Raw genomic sequence first — 22334 nt, 5'->3', positions numbered from 1 at the left:
GAAGATACTGGGCGGTCCGCGAGACATTCGCCGCCCAGTCGGTACCTGTTACGCTGCGGCCAACGCCTCGCGAGCGTCGTCGAGCAGGCGATCGAGCAAGGCCTGGGTGGTGTTCCAGGCGCACACGAAACGTGCACCGCCCGCACCGATGAACGTGTAGAACGTCCAGCCGCGCTCACGCAGCGCCTCGAGTACCGTGACCGGCAGCGTCACGAAAACGCTGTTGGCCTGGGCGGGAAACATCAGCTCGGCGCCCGGCAGCGCGGCAAAGCCCTCCGCCAGATAACGTGCCATGGCATTGGCATGTTCGGCATTGCTCAACCAGGCGCCACTTTCCAGCAGCCCCAGCCAGGGCGCGGCGATGAAGCGCATCTTGGAGGCCAGCTGTCCCGCCTGCTTGCAGCGATAATCGAAATCTTCCGCCAGGGCGCGATTGAAGAAGACCACCGCTTCCCCCATCGGCAGGCCATTCTTGGTGCCCGAGAAGCACAGTGCATCGACGCCGGCCTGCCAGGTCAATTCCGCCGGCGTCGCCTTCAGCGACGCGCAGGCATTGGCAAAGCGCGCGCCGTCCATGTGCACGTGCAGCCCGTGTTTATCCGCCATGGCCCGAATCGCCATCAGTTCATCGCGCGTATACACGGTGCCGACCTCGGTGGCCTGGGTCAGCGAGATCGTGCGCGGCTTGGGGTAATGAATGTCGCTGCGCCGCATCACCAGCGACTCGATTCCCTCGGGCGTCAACTTGCCGTCGGCCCCGGCACAGGTGAGCAGCTTGGCACCATTGGAGAAGAATTCCGGCCCGCCGCACTCATCTGTCTCGATATGCGCCAGCTCATGGCAGATGACGCTATGGTAGCTCTGTCCCATGGCCGCCAGCGTCAGGGAGTTGGCCGCCGTGCCGTTGAAGACGAAGAACACGTCGCAGTCGTAGTCGAAGAAATCGCGGAAACGATCGGCAGCCTTCTGCGTCCAGGCATCGTTGCCATAGGCGAGGTCATCGCAGGCGTTGGCGCGCAACAGGTAGTCGAGGGCGGGAGGACAGATGCCCGAAGTGTTGTCGCTGGCCAGAAAGCGGGGCGTACAGTCGGGTTCCATGCCTTGGTATCCTTATGGGTGGCGAAAAGAAAGACGCTTGCCGATACACCGGAAGACGCCGGGTGCCAACGCCTGCCGTTATCATGCAAAAAATTGCGTCCCGATCCAGTCTACTCAACGCCGCCACAGACAGGAAGCCCGCCCCTCAGGCCCCCGTGAGCCATGCATGAAAGTCGGCAGACGCAGGCCGTTTGCATGCCAGGCTACAGCCGCGCCGCCAGTCGCACTCCCTGATCGATGGCCCGCTTGGCATCCAGCTCCGCCGCTTCCTGTGCTCCGCCGATGACATGGATCTCGCAACCTGCCGCCGCCAGCGGCGCCTCCAGCTCCGTGACCGATACCTGTCCGGCGCACACCACCACCGAGTCGACCTCGAGGCATGTCTCGACGCCCTCGCGCACGATATGCAGCCCGGCCGCGTCGAGGCCACGATACTCGCAGCCGTTCAACATGCGCACCCCCCGTTGCCGCAACGACACGCGGTGTACCCAACCGGTGGTGGTGCCCAGATCCTTGCCAGGCTTGCTGGCCTTGCGCTGGAGCAGCATGACGTCGCGTGCCACCGGCGGCGTGCGCGGGGTCACGAGTCCGCCCCGCGCCGACAGCGACAGATCGACACCCCACTCGGCACACCATGCCTCGCGATCGCAGGCGGGATGATCGCCATGGGTCAGCAGTTCCGCGACATCGAAGCCGATGCCACCGGCACCGATGATCGCCACGCGGGGACCGACCCGCTCGGGATGCAGGATCGCCGTGGGGTAATCCACCACCCGCGGATCGTGACTGGGCAGGAACGCCACGTCGCGGGGCCTGACCCCGGTGGCCAGCACCACGGCGTCGAAGGGCTCCAAGCGCGACGCATCGACCGGCGTGTTCAGGCACACCCGTACGTCCAGCGACGCCAGCATGGTGCGGTAATAACGCAGCGTCTCGGCAAACTCTTCCTTGCCGGGAATGCGCTGCGCATAGCGAAACTGGCCGCCGATCTCGGCCTCGCGCTCGAACAGCGTGACACGATGGCCGCGCTGCGCCGCCGACACGGCGGTCGCCAGTCCCGCCGGCCCGGCACCGACCACGGCGATATCGCGCGGCGACGCCACCGGCGCGAGAATCACCTCGGTCTCGTGACAGGCACGCGGGTTCACCAGACACGAGGTCAGCTTGCCCTGGAAGGTATGATCCAGACAGGCCTGGTTGCAGGCGATGCAGGTGTTGATGAACGCCGCCTGCCCGTCGCGGGCCTTGCTGACCCATTCGGGATCGGCCAGAAAGGGGCGGGCCATCGACACCATGTCGGCATGCCCCTCGGCCAGCACGCGCTCGGCGACATCGGGCATGTTGATGCGGTTGGTCGCGATGAGCGGAACATCGAGTTCGTCGCGCAAGCGTCGCGTCACCTCCGTGAACGCCGCTCGCGGCACGCTGGTGACGATGGTCGGTACTCGCGCCTCGTGCCAGCCGATGCCGGTATTGATCAGGTTGGCGCCCGCCGCCTCGATCGCACGCCCCAGCATCACGACCTCGTCATGGCTGCTGCCTTCCTCGACCAGATCGATCATCGACAACCGGAAGATGATCAAGAAGTCATCGCCCAGCGCGCGGCGTATGCCACGCACGATCTCCACGGCGAACCGCATGCGGTTCGCGAACGCGCCACCCCACTCGTCGTCGCGACGATTGGTGCGCAGACACAGGAACTGATTGATCAGGTAGCCTTCCGACCCCATGACCTCGACACCGTCGTACCCGGCCTCCCGTGCCCGACGAGCGCACTGCACGTAATCCTCGATCTGCCGAATCACCTCGTCACCCCTCAACGCACGCGGCGTGAACGGGTTGATCGGTGCCTTGAGAGGGGATGGCGCCACCAGCGAGCGCGAGTAGGCATAACGCCCGGCATGCAGGATCTGGAGACAGATGTGCCCCCCTTCGGCGTGGACCGCCCGGGTCACCTCGCGGTGCGCCTCGACCTCCCGCGGCTCGGTCAGCTTGGCGGCGCCCTCGAAGACGGCGCCTTCGCGATTCGGGGCGATGCCACCGGTCACGATCAAGGCCACGCCCGCACGCGCCCGTTCGGCATAAAACGCCGCCAGGCGAACGAATCCATCGGGCGCCTCTTCCAGGTTGGTATGCATCGAGCCCATCAGGATACGGTTGCTCAGCGTCACGGGCCCGACCGTCAACGGGCGAAAGAGATGCGGATACTGGGTCACGGCGCGTCCTCGCTTGCACTCGGTGTCGAACCACCATACATTTTCAAACAACTGTATGAACAGTGTCATGAAGGCGTCCCGGGTGGCAATCCCGACCAAGGGCGCAGACCGCGCTCCGTCTCGCGTCAATCGCTTCACGGCTGCGTCGCTCACCCTCACCCGATGTACGAGGCCTACATGGATTATCAGGTTTCCCGACACCGGATCGCCATCGCCAGCGGCGGCGAACTGCACCTCACCCGTTTTCGGCCGACGCATCCACGCGGCCTCCCCGTGCTGTGCTGGCATGGTGCCATCGAGTCGGGACGCATCTTCCACAGTCGCAGCGGCAAAGGGTTGGCGCCATGGCTGGCGCAGCAAGGGCGCGACGTCATGGTGATCGATCAGCGCGGACGTGGCAGCGCCCTGCCACGTCCGGCGCGCGGAGTCTCCTTCTCGCAGCGAGACGTCATCATCGAGGAGATCACCGCAGCGCTCGACAGGTGCTGTCAGCTCGGCGGCGTGACGCGCTGTCATGTCATGGCGCATTCCTGGGGCGGTGTACTGATCGCCGCCCACCTGGCGCGCGTGCCCGGCAGCCGCGATCGCATCGCCAGCCAGGTCTACTTCGGCACCAAGCGCCGGGTACGAGTCCAGAATCCCAGCAAATGGCTCTATATCGACGTGATCTGGAAAGGACTGGCACCCGCCGTGCGTCGCCTGTGCGGCTACCTGCCGGCGCGCCGACTGCGCTGGGGCAGCGACGATGAATATGCCGCCAGTCATGCACACAGCGTTGCCTGGGTGCGCGATACGGCGTGGCGAGATCCCGAGGACGGTTTCGACTATGCCGAGGCCCTGGCACAAACGGAATTGCCACCGACACTGTACCTGGCCGGCAGCCGTGACCGGGCGCTGGGACATCCCCGCGATGTCGCCCGCTTCATCGACGAATGCGGGCCACACCGGCACGCCCTGAGCCTGCTGGGACGCACCAGCGGCCTGACACGCGATTATGGCCATCTGGACATGCTGACCCACCCCCACGCCGCCACCGAGGTCTACCCACAGGCACTTGCCTGGTGCCAGGCACACGACGACACGGCACCCGACAGGGAGTCGCCAGCGAGGTCTCGATCAGAAACAGGGAAAAGGCAGGGCCCAAACGACAAAACCCCAAGTCGATGACTCGGGGTTGGCCGATGGCGATCGTGGCGGACCGGACGGGACTCGAACCCGCGACCTCCGGCGTGACAGGCCGGCATTCTAACCGACTGAACTACCGGTCCGTGATATTCCAATGTCTTGGAATGGTGGGTGGTACAGGACTCGAACCTGTGACCCCCAGCATGTGAGGCTGGTGCTCTAACCAGCTGAGCTAACCACCCGGATCGCATACTGCTTGCTCTTGCGGTGCACCGCACGGGGCGATGACGGGAAATCGTGGCGGACCGGACGGGACTCGAACCCGCGACCTCCGGCGTGACAGGCCGGCATTCTAACCAACTGAACTACCGGTCCACTGATGACAACGCTGACTGCGCGATGTCCGATTTCCTGATGAAGAACTGGCGGACCGGACGGGACTCGAACCCGCGACCTCCGGCGTGACAGGCCGGCATTCTAACCAACTGAACTACCGGTCCGCTGCATTCTTCTGCACGTCTCCCCATCATCCGAAACGAATTTCGCGAGATGGTGGGTGGTACTGGGCTCGAACCAGTGACCCCCAGCTTGTAAGGCTGGTGCTCTTCCAACTGAGCTAACCACCCGTGGACACGTGGCGCTGCATTCTACAGAGCGACGGTGGAAAGTCAACCGATTTTGTTCATCGGATTCATTCACTTGGCGTCATGGCAGCCGCCAGCGTTTCCGCCGCCTCCTCGATCAACGACGCCTGGTCGCGTCCGGTGCGTCGGCGTGGCTTCCAATCGTGGTCGCCATCCTCGAGAAAGTGCACCCGTGCCGTCTCGGGCAAGGCATATTCACGCACCTCGCTGTCACGCCCGAACGGATCTCGCGTGCCTTGCAACACCTGGACGGGACAGGTCAATTGCGGCCAGTGCGACAGCCGGGTGCGCTCGGGCTTGCCGGGCGGGTGAAAGGGATAGCCGCACAAGGCGAGCCCCGGCGCGCCCTCACGCGCCGCCAGCAGACTCGCCACCCGACCACCCATCGACTTGCCCCCTAGCCACAGCGGCACATCGGCAGGCCTGGCCAGCGTTTCCACGGCGGCACGCCACGCCGCCAGCTCATCGACCAGGTTGTCGATCCGCGGTGGAGGTCGCCTTCGCCCCTCGCGCCACATGCGCTGCATGTACGCGAAGTCGATGGCCCAGACCTGCACGCCCTGTCGTGCCAGCGCCTCGCGCAGATGCTGCATGAAAGGCGATGTCTGCCCGGCGCCGGCGCCATGGGTCAGCAAGAGCCGACCGGCACGAGGCTCTCCCCTCACCTCGATCGGCCCCAGCGTTTCCAGATGATAATGGCATGCCCCGGCAACGGCCGGCACCCCGTCGGCGCTCAAGGCCTCGAGCGTACGTGGCGCCTGGGCATAGGCAATCTCGAAACTCATATGCAAGGTATCTTATTTCATGATCGAATGGGTCGCGATGCAGCTTTGACGGGACTCAAGGGCTACCCTAAGGTAGCGCGCGTCCCAGGAGAAAACGCCATGACCGTCCCGACCGCCGACAGCGACATAAAGGCTTCGCCAATGCACGCGCACTGCCAGACATGCCGGCTCAATTCCTTGTGCCTGCCGCTGGCATTGAGGCTCGACGACCTCGAGGATTTCGATGCCATCATCCGGCGGCGCGCACCTCTCAAACGTGGCGAGACCCTGCTCGACCCCCGAACACCCTTTCATCATGTGTTCGCGGTACGTTGCGGCAGCCTCAAGCAGCAGGTGGTGCATGCCGAGGGAGAGGAGCGCGTCACGCATTTCTACCTGCCCGGCGAGCTGGTGGGACTGGAGGGCGTTGCCGGCGACGGCCATCCCGGCACCATCACGGCGCTGGAGACCACCGCGCTGTGCGAGATCCCCTTCGACCGGCTGGACGTGCTCTCCGCCCAGCTGCCCGCCCTGCGCCGGGAGCTCTATCGCTGCATGAGCCGCGACATTCGCGACGATCGCTACCTGCACTGCCGGCTCGCCGGGCATACCGCCGAAGCCCGGCTGGCCGGCTTCATGCTCGACCTGGGATATCGCTTCCAGCGTTGCGGTCTGTCGGCCACGCGTTTTCGCCTGCCCATGTCACGCATCGACATCGGCAGCCATCTGGGACTGGCGGTGGAAACCATCAGCCGCTTGATCAGCCGTTTTCAACAGGCCGAACTGCTCCACGTGGCACGGCGCGAGGTCACCCTGCTCGCCCCCGAACGTCTCGCAGGCATCGCCCGGGGGGCGCCCATCGGCGAACGCGCCGACGCTTGAGGTTCAGGCTTCGCGCGCCAGCACGTCGAAGGTCTCGATGCGCCGTGCCAGGAAATCGCGCTGCTTGTCTTCGAGCCCCTCGAAGTCGAACATGGCGCGATCGGCCAGCTGGGACGGCGCCACGTTGGTGATCGCCTTGAACATGGTTTCCAGCCGCCCGGGGTGCTTTTCTTCCCACTCCGTCAGCATTTCCTTGACCACCTGACGCTGGAGGTTGGGCTGCGAGCCACACAGGTTGCAGGGGATGATCGGAAATTCGCGCCACTCGGCGTATTCGGCGATATCGGCTTCGCGGCAGTAGGCCAGGGGCCGAATGACGATGTGCTTGCCATCGTCGGAAAGCAGCTTGGGCGGCATCGACTTGAGACTGCCGCCGAAGAACATGTTGAGAAACAGGGTTTCCAGCATGTCTTCGCGGTGGTGTCCCAGCGCGACCTTGTTGGCGCCGATCTCTTCGGCGAAGCCGTACAGCGTGCCGCGCCTCAGCCGCGAGCAGAGCGCACAGGTCGTCTTGCCCTCGGGGGTTTTCTCCTTGACCACCGAATACGTATCGCGCTCGACGATATGATATGGCACGCCCACGCGTTCCAGGTATTCGGGCAGCACGTGTTCGGGGAACCCCGGCTGCTTCTGGTCCAGATTGACGGCCACCAGCTCGAACGCAACCGGCGCGTTGCGCTGCAGGTTCATGAGGATGTCCAGCATGGTGTAGCTGTCCTTGCCCCCGGAGAGGCACACCATGACCTTGTCGCCGTCACGGATCATGCCGTAATCGACGATGGCGTTTCCCACCTGACGCCGCAGGCGCTTTTGCAACTTGTTGAAAGCAAGTTTGTCTTTGCCGGTGAGTTCGTGCATGAAGGTTGCGCTTTAGAGTGCCGTGGTGAATGAGGCCGCCTATGCTACCACCGCATGCCGGTACGGCGAAGCGACCGCCCACGCATCGCGCGACTCAGGCGCTCGCTGCCTGGCCCCGACACAGGCGCAGGTACATCAACGCCGTCGTCACCGCATCGCCCAGTGCCGTGTGCCGGCCCATCACCGGCACCCCCAAGGCCTCGCTCATCGCCTCGAAGCGTAGATCCGGCTCGACATCCGGCTGCGCGCGGCGCCGCTCACGCGCGTATAACCGGCACACGTCGATCGTACGGTTGGGGAGGTCGAAACCGGTACGTGGACGCAAGTGTCGATTGATCACCGCCACATCATAGTCGATGCACCAGCCGACCAGGGGACGGTTGCCGATGAAGTCGAGCAGGGTATTGAGGGCGTCGCCCAAGGCCTCGCCCCCCAGCAGGTCGACACCGCGCAGCCCGTGGATACGAATGGAATCGCTCGAGAGGCTATCCGGACGCTGCAGGCGCAGGTCCAGCGACTCGCTGGTCAGCACGCGCCCATCGCGAACCTTGACCGCGGCGATCGCCACCAGATCCGCCTGGCGCGGATCCAGGTCGGTCGTCTCGCAATCCAGGGCAATGACCTCGCTGCCGGCGTAAGGCTCGAAGCGCCAGGCATGATGCCCGCCCGACTGACGCCGCCGGTCCCCGGCACGACGCAATGCTTTGATCATCACAACCTCCCGTGTCATGGCTCCGGGGCGATACCCGACCGCGGCGCGGCATCCGGCATCGCGGGCCTGTCAGTACTCGAGATGAAACCGCTGAGACAGCCGTTGCTTGAATTCCTTGACCGTATGCAACGCTTCGCGCAGCAGGTCGCGCTCGAACCCGCTGAGGCGCTGTACCACCACGCGGTTGGGTTCCAGCGAGGTGTCATGCGTTTCGAGACTCTCCAGCTGCTGGCGCAAACGCAATTCGGAAAACAACGCCATCGCCTCGCCCAGGTCGTCGGCGAACGGCCGGTCGAGACGGCCATCGTCCACCAGGGCGTCAAGGCGCGCGAACGTCGACGTGGGGGCGATGCGGCGCTCCAGCGCCAGCGTGCGAACGCCGTGCACGATGGGAAATATCCCGCCCTTCTTGATATCGATACCGTGCTCGGGGCGTTTGAGCGTGCCGAACAGCGTCAGCGGCGTGGAGTAGCGCAGCACGCCGCGGGCGAAGTACGACAGCAGCAGCTCGTCGTGGGAACCGCGCGCGAACAGATGCTCGCGCAGCCCATCCAGCAGACCGGCGTTTCCCGCGATGGCATGCGCGTCGAGCATGATGGCGAGATTCATCAAGGCATCGGGATCGCGGCTCGAGGCCCAGCGGGCGATCTTGCCGCGCCATGCCGACTCGCTCGCCACCCACTGCGGATTGGAGACCATGATGTTGCCGGGACAAGGCGGATAACCGAGCGCGCCAAGCGTCTCCGTCAACTTCTGCATCGACGCCTCGATCTCGGGCCAGTCGCTGCCATCGGCCAGGATCAGGGCGTTGTCCTGGTCGGTCTTGAGGATCTGCTCGCCTCGTCCCTCGCTGCCCATGACCAGCAGGCATGACTGCGACTGGCGCTCCTCGGGCATCAAGAAGCGGAATGCCTTGTGGATGATGCGGCCGTTGAGCGCTGCCAGCAGCTCCATGGCGAAGCGCAGCTTCACGCCCTGCGCCATGAGCGTCTGGATCAACTGAGGCAGGCGCGCGCTGGCACGCGTCAACGCCTCGATATCTTCCGCCTGCTCGATCTGGAGGCTGACGGCATGCGCGCGGCTCGAGAAGTAGCCCAGCACATCGGTCAACTCGACGACCCCCACCGGTCGGTCGCCTTCCATCACCACGACGCGCGCCACTTCATGGCGCGTCATGCTCACCAGTGCCGTGAACAGGTAATCGTCGGCATGTACCGTCACGAGCGTAAAATGCGCGATGCCTCCGACTTCCGCGGAATGCGGCAGGCCCTGTTGCACCAGGGCATCCAGCAGGTCGGTCTTGGTCACCATGCCATAACGGCCGGCGTGACCGACGAGCAGGCTATCGGCATGACCGTCGCGCAGCTGCGTGACCGCCTCGGCGATGGTCGTCCGCGCTTCCACCAGCAGCGGATCGCGCATGCATTCCGAGACCCGGGCCAGCATGAAACGCGCCATGCTCAAGCCCCCTTCCGCTCGCCGCTCCAGCAGATAGCGGGCCTTCTCCGCCAGGTGCTGACGAAAATAATCGTCGAAAGCCGGATAGGCCTGGCAAATGTCCTCGAACAGCGCGCGCGGCAGCAAGTAACACAGACTTTCCTGCTCGGCCTGAAACCGATAGCGACTCGTGCCGTTGAGAATGCTGATCGCCCCGAACAGATCGCCCGCGGTGTAGTGACCGATGCGCCGATCTCCCTCGCTGGCGTTGAGGTCCAGCTCTGCCACCTCGCCCTTGTGAATCAAGAAGACACACTCGCCCCGCTGGCCGGCATCGAGGATTATCTCGCTTTCGGTGAAATAGGCGAGATCGACACCGTCACGAACCCGCTGCCGCCCTTTCTCGTCGAGCAGGCTGAAAGGCGGCTGCGAGAGATTGATATCGACCATGGTAGTACCCTCATCCCGTGCCGACCCTGGCACGACTTGGCGTCATCATCAGCGCTTCTATTTTCCTTATACTTTTCGGTAACACGGCCGAACAACGCTATCGATAATATGTGATCGAGAATAGCAAACCACGCTTTTATCGCGACACCTAGACTATCGTTCTATGCCTCGCGAGCCGCCTTAAAAAACCTCAAACCCGTTCTTAAAAACTGACTTCACCTATATTTTAATAAGCATGCTATCGATATCTCGTATACCACACAACGCCATGAAAAACGTAAAAATTTAAACAAACAATAATGTAAACGAATGTAGTGATACCAAAGTATGGGATTCATTTTTCGCGGCAATTGGCCACTATCATTGCAAGGCTATTGAGGGCAATCGCATGTAGCCAACGACTCTTCCGAGACAACGTTATTCTCGATAAAAGCCGGGCACCACTATCGTATCAATGACGTGTCTCCACGAGTGTTCTATACCTGCGATTGCTTTGAAGCGTCTCGCACACTCTCAATCACAACACCAACCTGTCCCCACCAGTGGAGAGCACACCATGGCAGATGAAAAAACCAATGCCGAGGCTTACTGGAAAGCCAACGTGCGTCTAATAACCGGCTGCCTGATCGTCTGGGCACTCGTCTCGTATGGCTGCGCAATCCTTCTACGCCCGCTTTTGTCCGGCATTCCCGTCGGAGGAACCGACCTGGGCTTCTGGTTCGCTCAACAGGGCTCAATCCTGACGTTCATCGGCTTGATCTTCTTCTACGCCTGGAAGATGAATCAGCTCGACAAGAAGTTCGGACTCGAGGAGTAAGCCAGCATGAGTCAATTTGCCATCAATATCCTGTTCGTCGGCGCCTCCTTCGCCCTCTACATCGGTATCGCGATCTGGGCCAAGGCGGGCTCGACCAAGGACTTCTATGTCGCCGGGGGCGGTGTCCACCCGATCACGAACGGCATGGCCATCGGGGCCGACTGGATGTCGGCCGCCTCCTTCATTTCCATGGCGGGCCTCATCGCCGCTGGAGGGTATGCCAACTCGACCTTCCTCATGGGCTGGACCGGCGGTTATGTACTCCTGGCCCTGCTGTTGGCGCCCTACCTGAGAAAATTCGGCAAGTTCACGGTACCCGAGTTCATCGGCGACCGTTTCTACAGCCGTACGGCACGCATGGTGGCCGTCGTCTGTCTGATCGTGGCGTCCCTGACATACGTCATCGGTCAGATGGCGGGGGCAGGCGTGGCGTTCTCGCGCTTTCTGGAAGTCGATGCGACCACCGGCCTGATCATCGCCGCCGTCGTGGTGTTCTTCTACTCGGTGCTGGGGGGCATGAAAGGCATCACCTATACCCAGGTGGCCCAGTACATCGTCCTGATCGTCGCCTATACCATTCCAGCAGTGTTCATCTCACTGGAACTGACCGGCAACCCGCTGCCGCCGCTCGGCCTGTTCTCCGACCATAGCGCGTCGGGCGAACCGCTGCTCGCCAAGCTCAACGAGGTCGTGACCGCACTGGGCTTCAACGCCTACACCGCCATGGTCGACAACCAGCTCAACATGGTGCTGTTCACGCTCTCGCTGATGATCGGCACGGCCGGCTTGCCGCACGTCATCATGCGCTTCTTCACCGTGCCCAAGGTCGCCGATGCACGCTGGTCCGCCGGCTGGGCGCTGGTGTTCATCGGTCTGCTCTATCTGACCGCACCGGCGGTGGCCTCCATGGCACGCTTGAACCTGATGACCACCATCTACCCGGACATGGCGGGTCAGGTCGAGAATTACGACGCCGCCGCCTCCAACGCCATCGCCTACGGAGACCGTCCCGACTGGATTCGGACCTGGGAAGAAACCGGGCTGATCACCTTCGAGGACAAGAACAACGACGGCAACATCCAGTTCTACAACGACAGCACCGATTTCTCGGATCGCGGCTGGCAAGGCAACGAGTTGACCGTCAACAACGACATCCTGGTCCTGGCCAACCCGGAGATCGCCAACCTGCCCGGCTGGGTCATCGGGCTGATCGCCGCGGGCGGCCTGGCAGCGGCGCTCTCCACGGCAGCGGGCCTGCTGCTGGCCATCTCGTCGGCGATCAGTCATGACCTGATAAAGGGGGCCATCAATCCCAACATCACGGAACGCGGGGAGCTGAAAGCGGCACGCATATCGATGTCGATCGCCATCGTGGTCGCCACGTACCTGGGGGCCAATCCGCCAGGGTTCGCGGCACAGGTCGTGGCGCTGGCCTTCGGCATCGCGGCCGCCTCGCTGTTCCCGGCGCTGATGATGGGGATCTTCTCCAAGCGCGTGAACAACAAGGGCGCCATCGCCGGGATGTTGTCGGGGCTGACCTTCACCCTTGTCTACATCTTCGTTTACAAGGGCTGGTTCTTCATCCCCGGCACCAACAACCTGGCCGACACTCCGGAAAACTGGGTACTGGGCATCTCCCCGCTCTCGATTGGTGCAGTGGGTGCCATCATCAACTTCGCGGTGGCCTACCTCGTCTCCAAATCCTCCGAGGAGCCGCCCCTGGAGATCCAGGAACTGGTGGAAAGCGTGCGCTACCCGAAAGGTGCTGGTGGTGCCGTCAATCACTAAGCCATAATACCCCCTGGCTCGGCGGGCCCGGGCCACGGGATCACACTATCGGGCTTCCCAGGGGGAAGCCCGATTTCGTTGCAGGGAGACATTATGATTTGGCAATTGATCGCGGCGATATTCGCCGGCCTTGGCGCGGCAGGAGTGGGGTTGATCCTTCGCCAGCTCAGCGGGAAGCGCTTGCCACGCTGGATCGTGCCGGCTCTTGGCGGCGTGGGGATGCTCGGCTACCAGGTCTACTACGAATACAGCTGGCTGTCCGCCAAGCAACAGCAGTTGCCCGACAGCGCCGAGGTCGTCGATGTCGAACGCGATGCGATGTGGTGGCGGCCCTGGACGTACCTATTTCCTCTGCCTGTCGCCTTCGAGGTGATCGATCGGAACGATGTGCGCACCCTCGAGGCCGACGGTCAACGCATGGTGGAGTTCTTCCTCTATCGCTTCGAAAAGCGGGTCCTGGAACGCGTAACGCACCAGGCTTACCTGATGAACTGCAGTGCGCGCGAATGGGTGCCGCTGGAGGGCGAGGAGCGCCAGCCCAACCGGGCGGCCTTGCAGACGATCGGTGCCGACGACGCACTTTATCAAGCCGTGTGCGAGGCGCCCTGAGCGCAGCGATGAGCGACGAACTGACGCGAGCCGGCGGGTTACCATAGAATGGCCGCAGACATAAGGGAGGTCCCATGTTCGCTGGCTGGTTATTGATCGTTGTCTCGCTGGTCTACATTGCCGTGCTGTTCGCCATCGCCTGGCGGGGGGACAGTCAGGCCAAGCGCCACGGCCCGGGCCGGCGGCGCCCCATCGTCTACAGTCTCGCCCTGGCGGTCTATTGCACTTCGTGGACGTTTTACGGCGCGGTCGGCGAGGCGGCCACGGCAGGCTGGTCGTTCGCCAGCATCTTCGTCGGCCCGATTCTGACCTTTCTGCTGTTCTGGCCCGTGCTGGCCAAGATGATTCGCGTTGCCAAGCGGCAGAACGTGACCTCGATCGCCGATTTCATCGCCTCGCGCTACGGCAAGACCCAGTCGCTTGCCGCCTTCGCCAGCCTGGTCGCCTTGATCGGCACCCTTCCCTACATTGCCCTGCAGCTCAAGGCCGTGGCCTCGGCCTTCACGGTGCTCACCGACAGCGCCGATGTCACGCGTGCGCCCGTTCTCGGCGACACGGCATTCTATATCGCCGCCGTCATGGCCCTGTTCGCCATTCTGTTCGGCACGCGCCACACCGACGCCACCGAGCACCACGAAGGGCTCATCCATGCCATCGCCTTCGAGTCGCTGGTCAAGCTGGTGGCGTTTCTCGTCCTCGGCATCTACGTCACCTGGGGCATGTTCGACGGCCTCGGCGACCTGTTCGGGCGTGCCGATACCTACCTGGAGCTGCAACGTCAGCTGACGGAGCAGGATTTCGGCCACGGTTTCTGGGCACAGACGCTGCTGGCGATGCTGGCGATCTTCTGCCTGCCCCGCCAGTTTCACCTCGCGGTGGTCGAAAACACCCACGCGGACGACGCCAAGCGCGCCCGCTGGCTGTTCCCGCTCTACCTGGCGGCCATCGGTTTCTTCGTGCTGCCGATCGCGGCGGCGGGCCTCACGCTGTTTCCCGAGGGCAACGTCGACCCCGACACCTTCGTGCTGGCGCTGCCCATGGCGGGAGGAAGCGAGTGGCTGGGACTGCTGACCTTCATCGGAGGGCTCTCGGCCGCCACCGGCATGGTCATCATGGCCGCGGTGGCGGTGTCGATCATGATCTCCAACGAGATCATCATTCCCCTGCTGTTCCGCCTGCGCTGGTTCGTCACCGAGGGCGATTACGGCAAGCTGGTACTGCGCGCGCGTCGCGCGACCATCGTGGTCATCCTGCTGCTCGCCTACATTTTCTATCGCCTGATCGCCGAATACAGCACGCTGGCTTCCACGGGCATGCTGTCGTTCGCCGCGGCGGCGCAATTCGCCCCGGCGCTGCTGGGCGGCTTGTACTGGAAACGCGGCAATCGTCTCGGCGTGATCGCCGGCATGAATGTCGGCTTCGCGGTATGGGCCTACACCCTGCTGCTGCCGGCCCTGGTCCAGGCCGAATTGCTGCCGATGACCTGGCTGACCAGCGGCCCGCTGGGCCTCGACTGGCTCGCGCCGACCCACCTGTTCGGGCTCAACGTGGGTGACAGCTTCACCCATGGCGTGATGCTCTCGCTGGGTCTCAATCTGTTCTGCTACATCTTCGTGTCGCAGATCACGCCACAGCGCGTCGTCGAACGCATCCAGGCGTCGCTGTTCGTGGACAGCATCGAAACCCGCCAGACCTCGGTCAATCGCCCCTGGACGGGCGCCACGACGGTGGGCGATCTCAAGGTTCTGTGCGAGCGCTTCCTGGGCAGCGGCCAGGTGCAGCGCTCCTTCGACGATTACGCCCGCCGCGGCGGCCAGTCCGTCGACGACAACACCCGCGCCTCGATCGATGTCATCCAGTTCACCGAACGCCTGCTGGCATCGGTGCTCGGCGCCTCCTCCGCACGCATCGTCGTCAACTCCGCGCTACAGGGACGCGGCATCGGCATCTCGGATGTCATCTCCATCGTCGATGAAGCGTCGCAGGTGCTGGAGTTCAACCGTGCGTTGCTGCAGGCCACCATCGAGAACATCAACCAGGGCATCAGCGTGGTCGACCAGAACGCACGTCTGGTGGTCTGGAATCAGCGTTACCTGGAGCTGTTCCGTTTTCCGGACAGCCTGATTCGCGTCAACGCCCCGTTCGACAAGATCCTGCGCTACAACGCCCACAATGGCGAGTACGGGCCCGGCGATCCCGAGGAGCACGTCGAGCTGTTGATGGACAACATTCGCCAGGGGCAACCGCATCGCTATGTGCGCTATCGCCAGGACGGCACGGTACTCGAGGTACAGGGCAACCCCATGCCCGGGGGCGGCTTCGTCTATACCTACCAGGACATCACGCAGCAGAAACGTACCGAAGAAGCGCTGATACGCTCCGAGAACAACATCCGTATCTACACGGACAACGTGCCGGCGCTGATCGCCTACTTCGACAAGGAATGCCGCTACCTCTTCACCAACCGTGCCTACGAGTCGGCGATGGGCATCGACCGCAACGAAGCCATCGGCGAGCGCTTCGACAACGTCATGCCAAGTCAGGTGATTCGCGAGCGCGCGCCATGGATGCATCGCGCTCTGGCCGGCGAACGAGTGAGCTTCGAGATTTCCCAGGATGACGGCGACGGCGGCGTGCGTTACATGCTGGTCACCTATACGCCTCACTTCGGAGAAGGCGACGGCGTTCTCGGGTTCTTCGCGCTCTACCAGGACATCACCGAACGGCGTCTGGCGGAAATCGCCCTGCGCGAGACCAACGAGAACCTCGAGGAACGCGTCCGCGAGCGCACCCAGGCGCTGTCGGAAGCCAACGCCGCCCTGCGTCAGGAAAACCGGGTACGTGCCGAGGCCGAGTCGGCCCTGCGTCAGGCCAAGCAAGTCGCCGAGGAAGCCAACGCCTCCAAGACGCGCTTTCTGGCCGCCGCCAGCCACGACCTGCTGCAACCGCTGAATGCCGCGCGCCTGTTCACCTCGGCGCTGGGTCAGCAGGTCGACGCCGACGATCTGCGTCACACCATCAGCCACATCGACAACTCGCTGCAGGCCGCCGAGGAACTGCTGAGCACCTTGCTCGACATTTCCAAGCTGGATGCCGGCGCACTCACGCCGCGTCGCACGCAGTTCCCGCTGACCGATATCCTGCGCCCGCTGCGTGCCGAGTTCGAGGTCATGGCCGCGGATCGCGGCCTCGACCTCGATGTCGTCGCCACCGGCGCCTGGGTGGACAGCGATGCCCAGATGCTGCGCCGTATCGTGCAGAACTTCCTTTCCAATGCCCTGCGCTACACGCAGCAGGGCCGCGTGCTGCTCGGCTGCCGGCGCCAGGGCGACAACCTGAGCATTGAAGTCTGGGATACCGGTCCGGGCATTCCCGAGGCCAAGCAGGCGGAGATCTTCCAGGAGTTCCGCCGGCTCGATCAGGCCTCGCGGCACAAGGAAAGCGAGAAAGGACTGGGGCTGGGACTTTCCATCGCCGATCGCATGAGCCGGGTACTCGAGCATCCGATCAAGATTCGTTCCTGGGTCGATATCGGTACCGTGTTCTCGGTCTCGGTCCCGCGTGTGGCGGGGCGCCTGGAGGAAAAGGGCGTCGACGAAACGCCGACGCGCCGCCCCGGCAACAAGCTCGCCGGCGCCAAGGTGCTGTGCATCGACAACGAGACCCTGATTCTCGAGGGCATGAAGGCGATGCTCGAGGGCTGGGACTGCGAAGTGTTCACCGCGACCTCCATCGGCGGGGCCAAGTCGGTCCTGCGCCACCTGGATGGCGATCCGGATGCGATTCTCGCCGACTATCACCTCGACAATGAAGTCACCGGGCTGATGGCCCTGGAGGCCCTCGAGGAGCTCTGCCATGGCCCCGTTCCGGGTATCGTCATTACCGCCGACCGTACCGACGAAGTGGCCGAGGAAGTGCGTCGCAACGGCTATCAACTGCTGCTGAAGCCGGTGCGGCCCGCCGCCCTGCGTGCACTGCTGACGCGTACCCTGCAGGCCAATCGCGCCATGCGGCAGGAACATTAGGAGAAGCCGACGCCTGACGCCTGCATAGCCGTCGACTATCGCCGCTCGATGCTTCGACTATTGGATAGTGCTGCCACTTTTATTTAACCTAAGGACTCATGATAAACCTTGGTTAAATGAGAACCGGTAGCATGCTGCGTACGATTTCCGATAGCGCCATACGTGATCAGGCCGCCTCGACGCTAAGCGGCAAGCCGCGGCGCTGGAGCTGGACGGCCTTCTTCGGCCCCGCCCTGATCGCTGCCGTGGCCTATATCGACCCCGGCAACTTCGCCACCAACATCGAAGCCGGCTCGCGCTACGGCTATACCCTGCTGTGGGTCGTCCTGGCCGCCAACCTGATGGCCATGCTGATCCAGACGCTGTCGGCCCGCCTGGGGCTCGCCACCGGTCAGAATCTGCCTCAGGTGATACGCGCCCGCTATCCACGTCCGCTGGTGTGGTGCTATTGGGTACAAGCGGAGATCGTGGCGATCGCCACCGATCTCGCGGAGTTTCTCGGCGCCGCGCTGGCCTTCCACCTTCTCTTCGGCCTGTCATTGATGGAAGGCGCCCTGCTCACCGGCACGATCACCTATCTGGCCCTGCACCTCTACCGCTATGGCTTTCGCCTGATGGAGATTCTGATCGGCGCCATGATCCTCGCCGTCGCGGGTGGCTTCATTCTCGAACTGGTGCTGAGTCGGCCGGAACCGGCGCCCCTGCTCAAGGGGCTGCTGATCCCGGGGTTTCCCGATGGCTATGCCCTTTACCTGGCGGCCGGCATCCTCGGCGCCACGGTCATGCCCCATGTCATCTACCTGCACTCGGCACTGTCGCAGCAGCGAATTCAGGTCAAGGACGACGCCCATCGCTTGCGCTTGATGCGCTATTATCGGCTCGACGTGATCCTCGGCATGGCCATTGCGGGACTGGTCAACCTCAGCATGCTGGCCATGGCAGCGGCCGTGTTCCATGCCACCGGCCGCCTCGACGTCGCCACCATCAGTGACAGCTATCTATTGCTCGCTCCGGTGGTGGGCCAGGTCACGGCCAGTCATGTCTTCGGTCTTGCCCTATTGTTGGCTGGCCTGTCGTCCTCGATTGTCGGTACACTGTCGGGCCAGGTGATCATGCAGGGGTTCGTCAACGTCAGCATACCGCTGTGGCTACGTCGCCTGGTGACAATGCTGCCGGCTCTGGCCGTCATCATGCTGGGCATTTCCGAACAGAAGGCGCTGGTCGCCAGTCAGGTCATTCTCAGTTTCGGCATCCCCTTTGCACTCGTCCCCTTGCTTTGTTTCACGGCCAATCGCCAGATCATGGGCAACCTGGTCAACCGCAAGAGCGTCACCGGCGTGGGCACCGTGGTATGCACTTTGATCGTCGCACTCAACGTGTACGTGCTATTTTCTACGTTCACGGGACACTGAAAGCAGGGGTTGCATGAAGTCACAGCCCAAGCACGAATATTTCAAGCGCGTCCGCCAGGACCACCAGACCGAATTGGTCGAGGACTATGTCGAGGAGATTGCGCATTTGCATGCGCAATTGGGGGAAGCCCGTGCCAGCGATCTCGCCGAGTGCTTCGGCGTCAGCGCGGCGGCGGTCTCGAAGGTCATCACGCGCCTCAAGCGCGACGGTCTGGCCGTGGCGCGCCCCTATCGCGGCATTTTTCTGACGGAGGAAGGCGAAGCGCTCGCCAAGCGCGTCACCGCCCGCCACCGTGTCGTGCTAGACGCCCTGCGCGCTCTCGGCGTGCCCGAAGAAGTCGCCCGCGCCGACTCCGAAGGTATCGAGCATCACTGCAGCGAAGAAACCGTCAACGCCATGCGCGACTTTCTTCGCCGTCAACAGCACTCATGAAGCGGTTTTCCGTGTCCCGGATGCGGATACAAGAAAGCCGCTCCTACCACGAGGCAGGAACGACTTCTCATCCTTTCGACGGCCTGTCGCCGCCAGGCGCCTCAGGATTCGACCTTGGGCGGTTCGACTTCGAGTTTCTGAGCCGCGATCACCGCCTGGGTACGCGAATGCACACCCAGCTTGCGCAGAATGGCCGTGACGTGTGCCTTGATGGTCGCCTCTGAGACATTGAGTTCATAGGCGATCTGCTTGTTGAGCAAGCCTTCGTTCAACATGTTGAGCACACGAAACTGCTGCGGCGTCAGCGAGGCGATGGCTTCGGCAAAGCGCGCCTCTTCTTCGTTCGACTCGCCGAGGATGTCCACCATCTCTTCGGGGAGCCACACCTCACCTTCCAGCACTTGGCGAATCGCCTCGGCGATGACGTCCAGCGACGACGACTTGGGGATGAACCCCGAGGCCCCGTAGTCGATGGCACGGCGCACCACCGGCGGCTCTTCACTTCCCGAGATGACCACCACGGGCACCTCGGGAGACTGACCGCGCAACTGAATCAGGCCCGAAAAGCCATGCGCGCCCGGCATGTGCAAATCGAGCAGAATCAGATCGGCATCGGGGTGGCGCAGCACCATGTCGGTGGTCGCCTCCATGGTATCGGCTTCGACGATCTCGGCCTGCGGCGCCACTTGGCGCAGCGCCTGGTTGAGCGCGGCACGAAACAGCGGGTGGTCATCGGCGACGATGAATTTCTGGGCAAAAGCCATTGAGTCTCCTCCGGATCCCCCTGGAGCGAACGGTCGTGCCGCGATTGTCATCGGCAAGCATTGGGTTCGCTTCTTGTTTTCAGCATGTTACCCCATGCTGTAGACAATACCCAAGCCTTGCGTCGACGCACCCCCGTACGCTCCTGGTGGCACGAAAAAGCCGGCCAGCGGCCGGCGAAAGTCGGGTGGGCACCCGAGGCGAGCTGGCGTGCCGCCCCGTGTCGAGCGAACCGACGCAGGCTACCCACCCTAACGCGTATCAACGATTGGCGCGGTGCTCGATCAACTCATCGACCACGCTCGGATCCGCCAGTGTACTCGTATCCCCCAGGCCTTCGCACTCATTGGCGGCAATCTTGCGCAAAATGCGCCGCATGATCTTGCCGGAGCGCGTCTTGGGCAGGCCCGGCGCCCACTGAATGACATCCGGCGTCGCGATCGGGCCGATGTCCTTGCGCACCCACTGGGTGAGCTCCTTGCGCAATTCCTCGCTGGGTTCGGCATCGTCGCTCAGGGTCACGTAGATATAGATGCCCTGGCCCTTGATGTCGTGCGGGTACCCTACCACGGCTGCCTCGGCCACGGCGCTGTGCGCCACCAGGGACGACTCGATTTCCGCGGTTCCCATGCGATGGCCGGACACGTTGAGCACGTCGTCGATGCGCCCGGTGATCCAGTAATAGCCGTCCTCGTCGCGGCGGCATCCGTCGCCCGTGAAATAGACGCCTTCATAGGCGGAGAAGTACGTCTGCACGAAACGCTCGTGGTCGTTCCAGATGGTGCGCGCCTGCCCCGGCCAGGAGTCGAGGATCACCAGGTTGCCGGACGTGGCGCCTTCGAGCAGGTTGCCGTCGTTGTCGAGCAGCGCCGGCTGAACACCGAAGAACGGCCGTGTGGCGGAGCCCGGCTTGAGGTCGGTGGCACCGGGCAGCGGCGTGATCATGATCCCGCCGGTCTCGGTCTGCCACCAGGTATCGACGATCGGGCAGCGCGAATTGCCGATCACCCGGTGGAACCAGCTCCATGCCTCGGGATTGATCGGCTCGCCCACCGACCCCAGCACGCGCAGAGTGTCGCGCCGGCTGGAGTCCATGATGTTCTCGCCGTGCGCCATCAAGGCACGAATCGCCGTCGGCGACGTATAGAGAATCGACACGCCGTGCTTGTCGACGATCTCGCCGAGACGCCCGTGCGAGGGATAGCTCGGCACGCCTTCGAACATCAGCGTGGTGGCGCCGTTGGCCAGGGGGCCATAGACGATGTAGCTGTGCCCGGTCACCCACCCCACGTCGGCGCTGCACCAGTACACCTCACCATCGTGGTAATCGAACACGTAGCGGTGCGTCAGTGCCGCGTAGAGCAGATAGCCCCCGGTGGTATGCTTGAGCCCCTTGGGACGGCCGGTGGAGCCCGAGGTATACAGGATGAACAAGGCATCCTCGGCGTTCATCCGCTCGGCCGGGCATTCGCTCGACTGGCGCTCGACCCACTCGTGGTACCAGGCGTCGCGACCGTCGTGCCACTCGATGTCGCCGCCGGTCCGCTGGACCACCAGCACCTTCTCGACGATATCGGTGCCGTCGCGTGTCAGCGCTGCATCGACATTGTCCTTGAGCGGTACGTGCTTGCCGCCGCGTACCGACTCGTCGGCGGTAATGACCACGCGAGACTGGGCATCGACCACGCGTTGCGCCAGGGCATCCGGCGAGAAGCCGCCGAACACCACCGAGTGCACCGCCCCGATGCGGGCACACGCCAGCATGGCGACCGCCGCCTCGGGAATCATCGGCATGTAGAGCGTGACGGTGTCCCCCTTGCTGACGCCCATCTCCTTGAGCGCGTTGCCCAGCCGACAGACCTGAGCATGCAGCTCGCGGTAGGTGATGGTCTTGTCGTGGCTCGGGTCGTCGCCCTCCCAGATGATCGCCGGCTGATCGCCACGCGTCTCGAGGTGGCGGTCGAGGCAATTGTAGGAGGCATTGAGTTCGCCATCCTCGAACCAGCGGATATCCACATTGGATGACGCGAATGACGTGTTCTTGATCTTGGTCGGCGTCTTGAACCATTCCAGCGACTCGGCCTGCTCGGCCCAGAAGCCCTCGGGATCGTCGACGGAGCGCTGATAGAGGCTCAGGTAAGTCTCGTTATCCGCCCAGGCATTGGCGGCGAACTCCTCCGCCACCGGGTAGACTTTCTGCTGTTCGGTCATGACTGCCTCGCAAGGGTCGAGAAATGGATGATCGGCCACACGCTTGCCAAGGTGACCGTCCAGGAATGTATCACCAGCATATACCCCTAGC

At 63.4% G+C, this 22334-nt stretch carries 15 protein-coding genes, 5 tRNA genes and 1 pseudogene; 8 read left to right on the top strand and 13 right to left on the bottom strand.

Translation table 11 applies throughout. From position 1 onward, the window contains the following. Window positions 1-48: 48 nt before the first annotated feature. Together ABGX75_RS07750 and ABGX75_RS07745 are read right to left on the bottom strand one after the other, a co-directional pair. Window positions 49-1098 (bottom strand): low specificity L-threonine aldolase, encoded by a 1050-nt coding sequence (locus ABGX75_RS07750; protein WP_035411268.1) that lies wholly within the window; start codon window positions 1096-1098, stop codon window positions 49-51. A 203-nt stretch (window positions 1099-1301) separates the two neighbouring features. Next, window positions 1302-3314, bottom strand: a complete 2013-nt coding sequence (locus ABGX75_RS07745; protein WP_347410789.1) for an NADPH-dependent 2,4-dienoyl-CoA reductase — start codon at window positions 3312-3314, stop codon at window positions 1302-1304. 177 nt (window positions 3315-3491) lie between these two features. On the opposite strand from ABGX75_RS07745, the gene ABGX75_RS07740 reads away from it, so the two are divergent. Beyond that, entirely contained in the window at window positions 3492-4481 is a 990-nt protein-coding gene (locus tag ABGX75_RS07740) for an alpha/beta fold hydrolase (protein ID WP_347410676.1), read from the top strand. A 24-nt stretch (window positions 4482-4505) separates the two neighbouring features. Here ABGX75_RS07740 and ABGX75_RS07735 read toward each other — a convergent pair. The 6 genes from ABGX75_RS07735 to ABGX75_RS07710 form a co-directional block, all read right to left on the bottom strand. After that, window positions 4506-4582, bottom strand: a tRNA-Asp gene (locus tag ABGX75_RS07735). Window positions 4583-4604: 22 nt separating this feature from the next. After that, a tRNA-Val gene (locus ABGX75_RS07730) sits at window positions 4605-4681 on the bottom strand. Between the two features lie 56 nt (window positions 4682-4737). Continuing rightward, window positions 4738-4814, bottom strand: a tRNA-Asp gene (locus tag ABGX75_RS07725). Between the two features lie 48 nt (window positions 4815-4862). Beyond that, window positions 4863-4939: transfer RNA gene (locus tag ABGX75_RS07720), tRNA-Asp, on the bottom strand. A gap of 50 nt (window positions 4940-4989) precedes the next feature. Then, window positions 4990-5065 (bottom strand) — tRNA-Val (locus tag ABGX75_RS07715). A 65-nt stretch (window positions 5066-5130) separates the two neighbouring features. After that, entirely contained in the window at window positions 5131-5868 is a 738-nt protein-coding gene (locus ABGX75_RS07710) for an alpha/beta family hydrolase (protein WP_347410675.1), read from the bottom strand. 99 nt (window positions 5869-5967) lie between these two features. On the opposite strand from ABGX75_RS07710, the gene ABGX75_RS07705 reads away from it, so the two are divergent. Further along, window positions 5968-6729 (top strand): helix-turn-helix domain-containing protein, encoded by a 762-nt coding sequence (locus ABGX75_RS07705; protein WP_011506179.1) that lies wholly within the window; start codon window positions 5968-5970, stop codon window positions 6727-6729. A gap of 3 nt (window positions 6730-6732) precedes the next feature. On the opposite strand, the gene ttcA is transcribed toward ABGX75_RS07705, so the two are convergent. The 3 genes from ttcA to ABGX75_RS07690 all read right to left on the bottom strand — a co-directional run bounded on the left by ttcA (window position 6733) and on the right by ABGX75_RS07690 (window position 10186). After that, complete coding sequence (gene ttcA, locus ABGX75_RS07700; RefSeq protein ID WP_011506178.1) at window positions 6733-7587, bottom strand: tRNA 2-thiocytidine(32) synthetase TtcA; 855 nt, start codon at window positions 7585-7587, stop codon at window positions 6733-6735. Between the two features lie 94 nt (window positions 7588-7681). Beyond that, a complete protein-coding gene (locus ABGX75_RS07695; protein ID WP_011506177.1) occupies window positions 7682-8299 on the bottom strand; it encodes a 3'-5' exonuclease in 618 nt (205 codons plus the stop codon). Window positions 8300-8368: 69 nt separating this feature from the next. After that, window positions 8369-10186: a DUF294 nucleotidyltransferase-like domain-containing protein gene (locus tag ABGX75_RS07690; protein WP_011506176.1), complete on the bottom strand. Its 1818-nt coding sequence runs from the start codon at window positions 10184-10186 to the stop codon at window positions 8369-8371. A gap of 556 nt (window positions 10187-10742) precedes the next feature. Here ABGX75_RS07690 and ABGX75_RS07685 point away from each other — a divergent pair. The 6 genes and pseudogenes from ABGX75_RS07685 to mntR form a co-directional block, all read left to right on the top strand. Beyond that, window positions 10743-11003, top strand: a complete 261-nt coding sequence (locus ABGX75_RS07685; protein ID WP_011506175.1) for a DUF4212 domain-containing protein — start codon at window positions 10743-10745, stop codon at window positions 11001-11003. A 6-nt stretch (window positions 11004-11009) separates the two neighbouring features. Beyond that, window positions 11010-12791, top strand: a complete 1782-nt coding sequence (locus ABGX75_RS07680) for a sodium:solute symporter family protein (RefSeq protein ID WP_011506174.1) — start codon at window positions 11010-11012, stop codon at window positions 12789-12791. 93 nt (window positions 12792-12884) lie between these two features. Further along, on the top strand, window positions 12885-13400 hold the full coding sequence (locus ABGX75_RS07675; RefSeq protein WP_011506173.1) for a hypothetical protein: 516 nt from the start codon (window positions 12885-12887) through the stop codon (window positions 13398-13400). 74 nt (window positions 13401-13474) lie between these two features. After that, on the top strand, window positions 13475-17425 hold the full coding sequence (locus ABGX75_RS07670; protein ID WP_011506172.1) for a NahK/ErcS family hybrid sensor histidine kinase/response regulator: 3951 nt from the start codon (window positions 13475-13477) through the stop codon (window positions 17423-17425). A gap of 131 nt (window positions 17426-17556) precedes the next feature. Further along, window positions 17557-18837, top strand: coding sequence for an Nramp family divalent metal transporter (locus ABGX75_RS07665; protein WP_050934492.1), 1281 nt, complete (start codon window positions 17557-17559; stop codon window positions 18835-18837). 10 nt (window positions 18838-18847) lie between these two features. Further along, window positions 18848-19270 (top strand): annotated as a pseudogene (mntR, locus tag ABGX75_RS07660) (manganese-binding transcriptional regulator MntR); the annotation flags it as partial. 101 nt (window positions 19271-19371) lie between these two features. Here the strand turns inward: mntR and ABGX75_RS07655 are convergent. After that, the gene (locus tag ABGX75_RS07655; protein ID WP_011506169.1) at window positions 19372-20034 is read right to left on the bottom strand and encodes a response regulator transcription factor; all 663 of its coding nucleotides are present in this window, start codon (window positions 20032-20034) and stop codon (window positions 19372-19374) included. A 259-nt stretch (window positions 20035-20293) separates the two neighbouring features. Continuing rightward, window positions 20294-22243: an acetate--CoA ligase gene (acs, locus tag ABGX75_RS07650; protein ID WP_347410674.1), complete on the bottom strand. Its 1950-nt coding sequence runs from the start codon at window positions 22241-22243 to the stop codon at window positions 20294-20296. Window positions 22244-22334 lie beyond the last annotated feature (91 nt).

The organism is Chromohalobacter sp., assembly GCF_039830575.1.
GTDB lineage: Bacteria > Pseudomonadota > Gammaproteobacteria > Pseudomonadales > Halomonadaceae > Chromohalobacter > Chromohalobacter israelensis.
The sequence above is the reverse complement of the archived record's forward strand: the minus strand, read 5'-3'. Positions and strand labels throughout refer to the sequence as shown.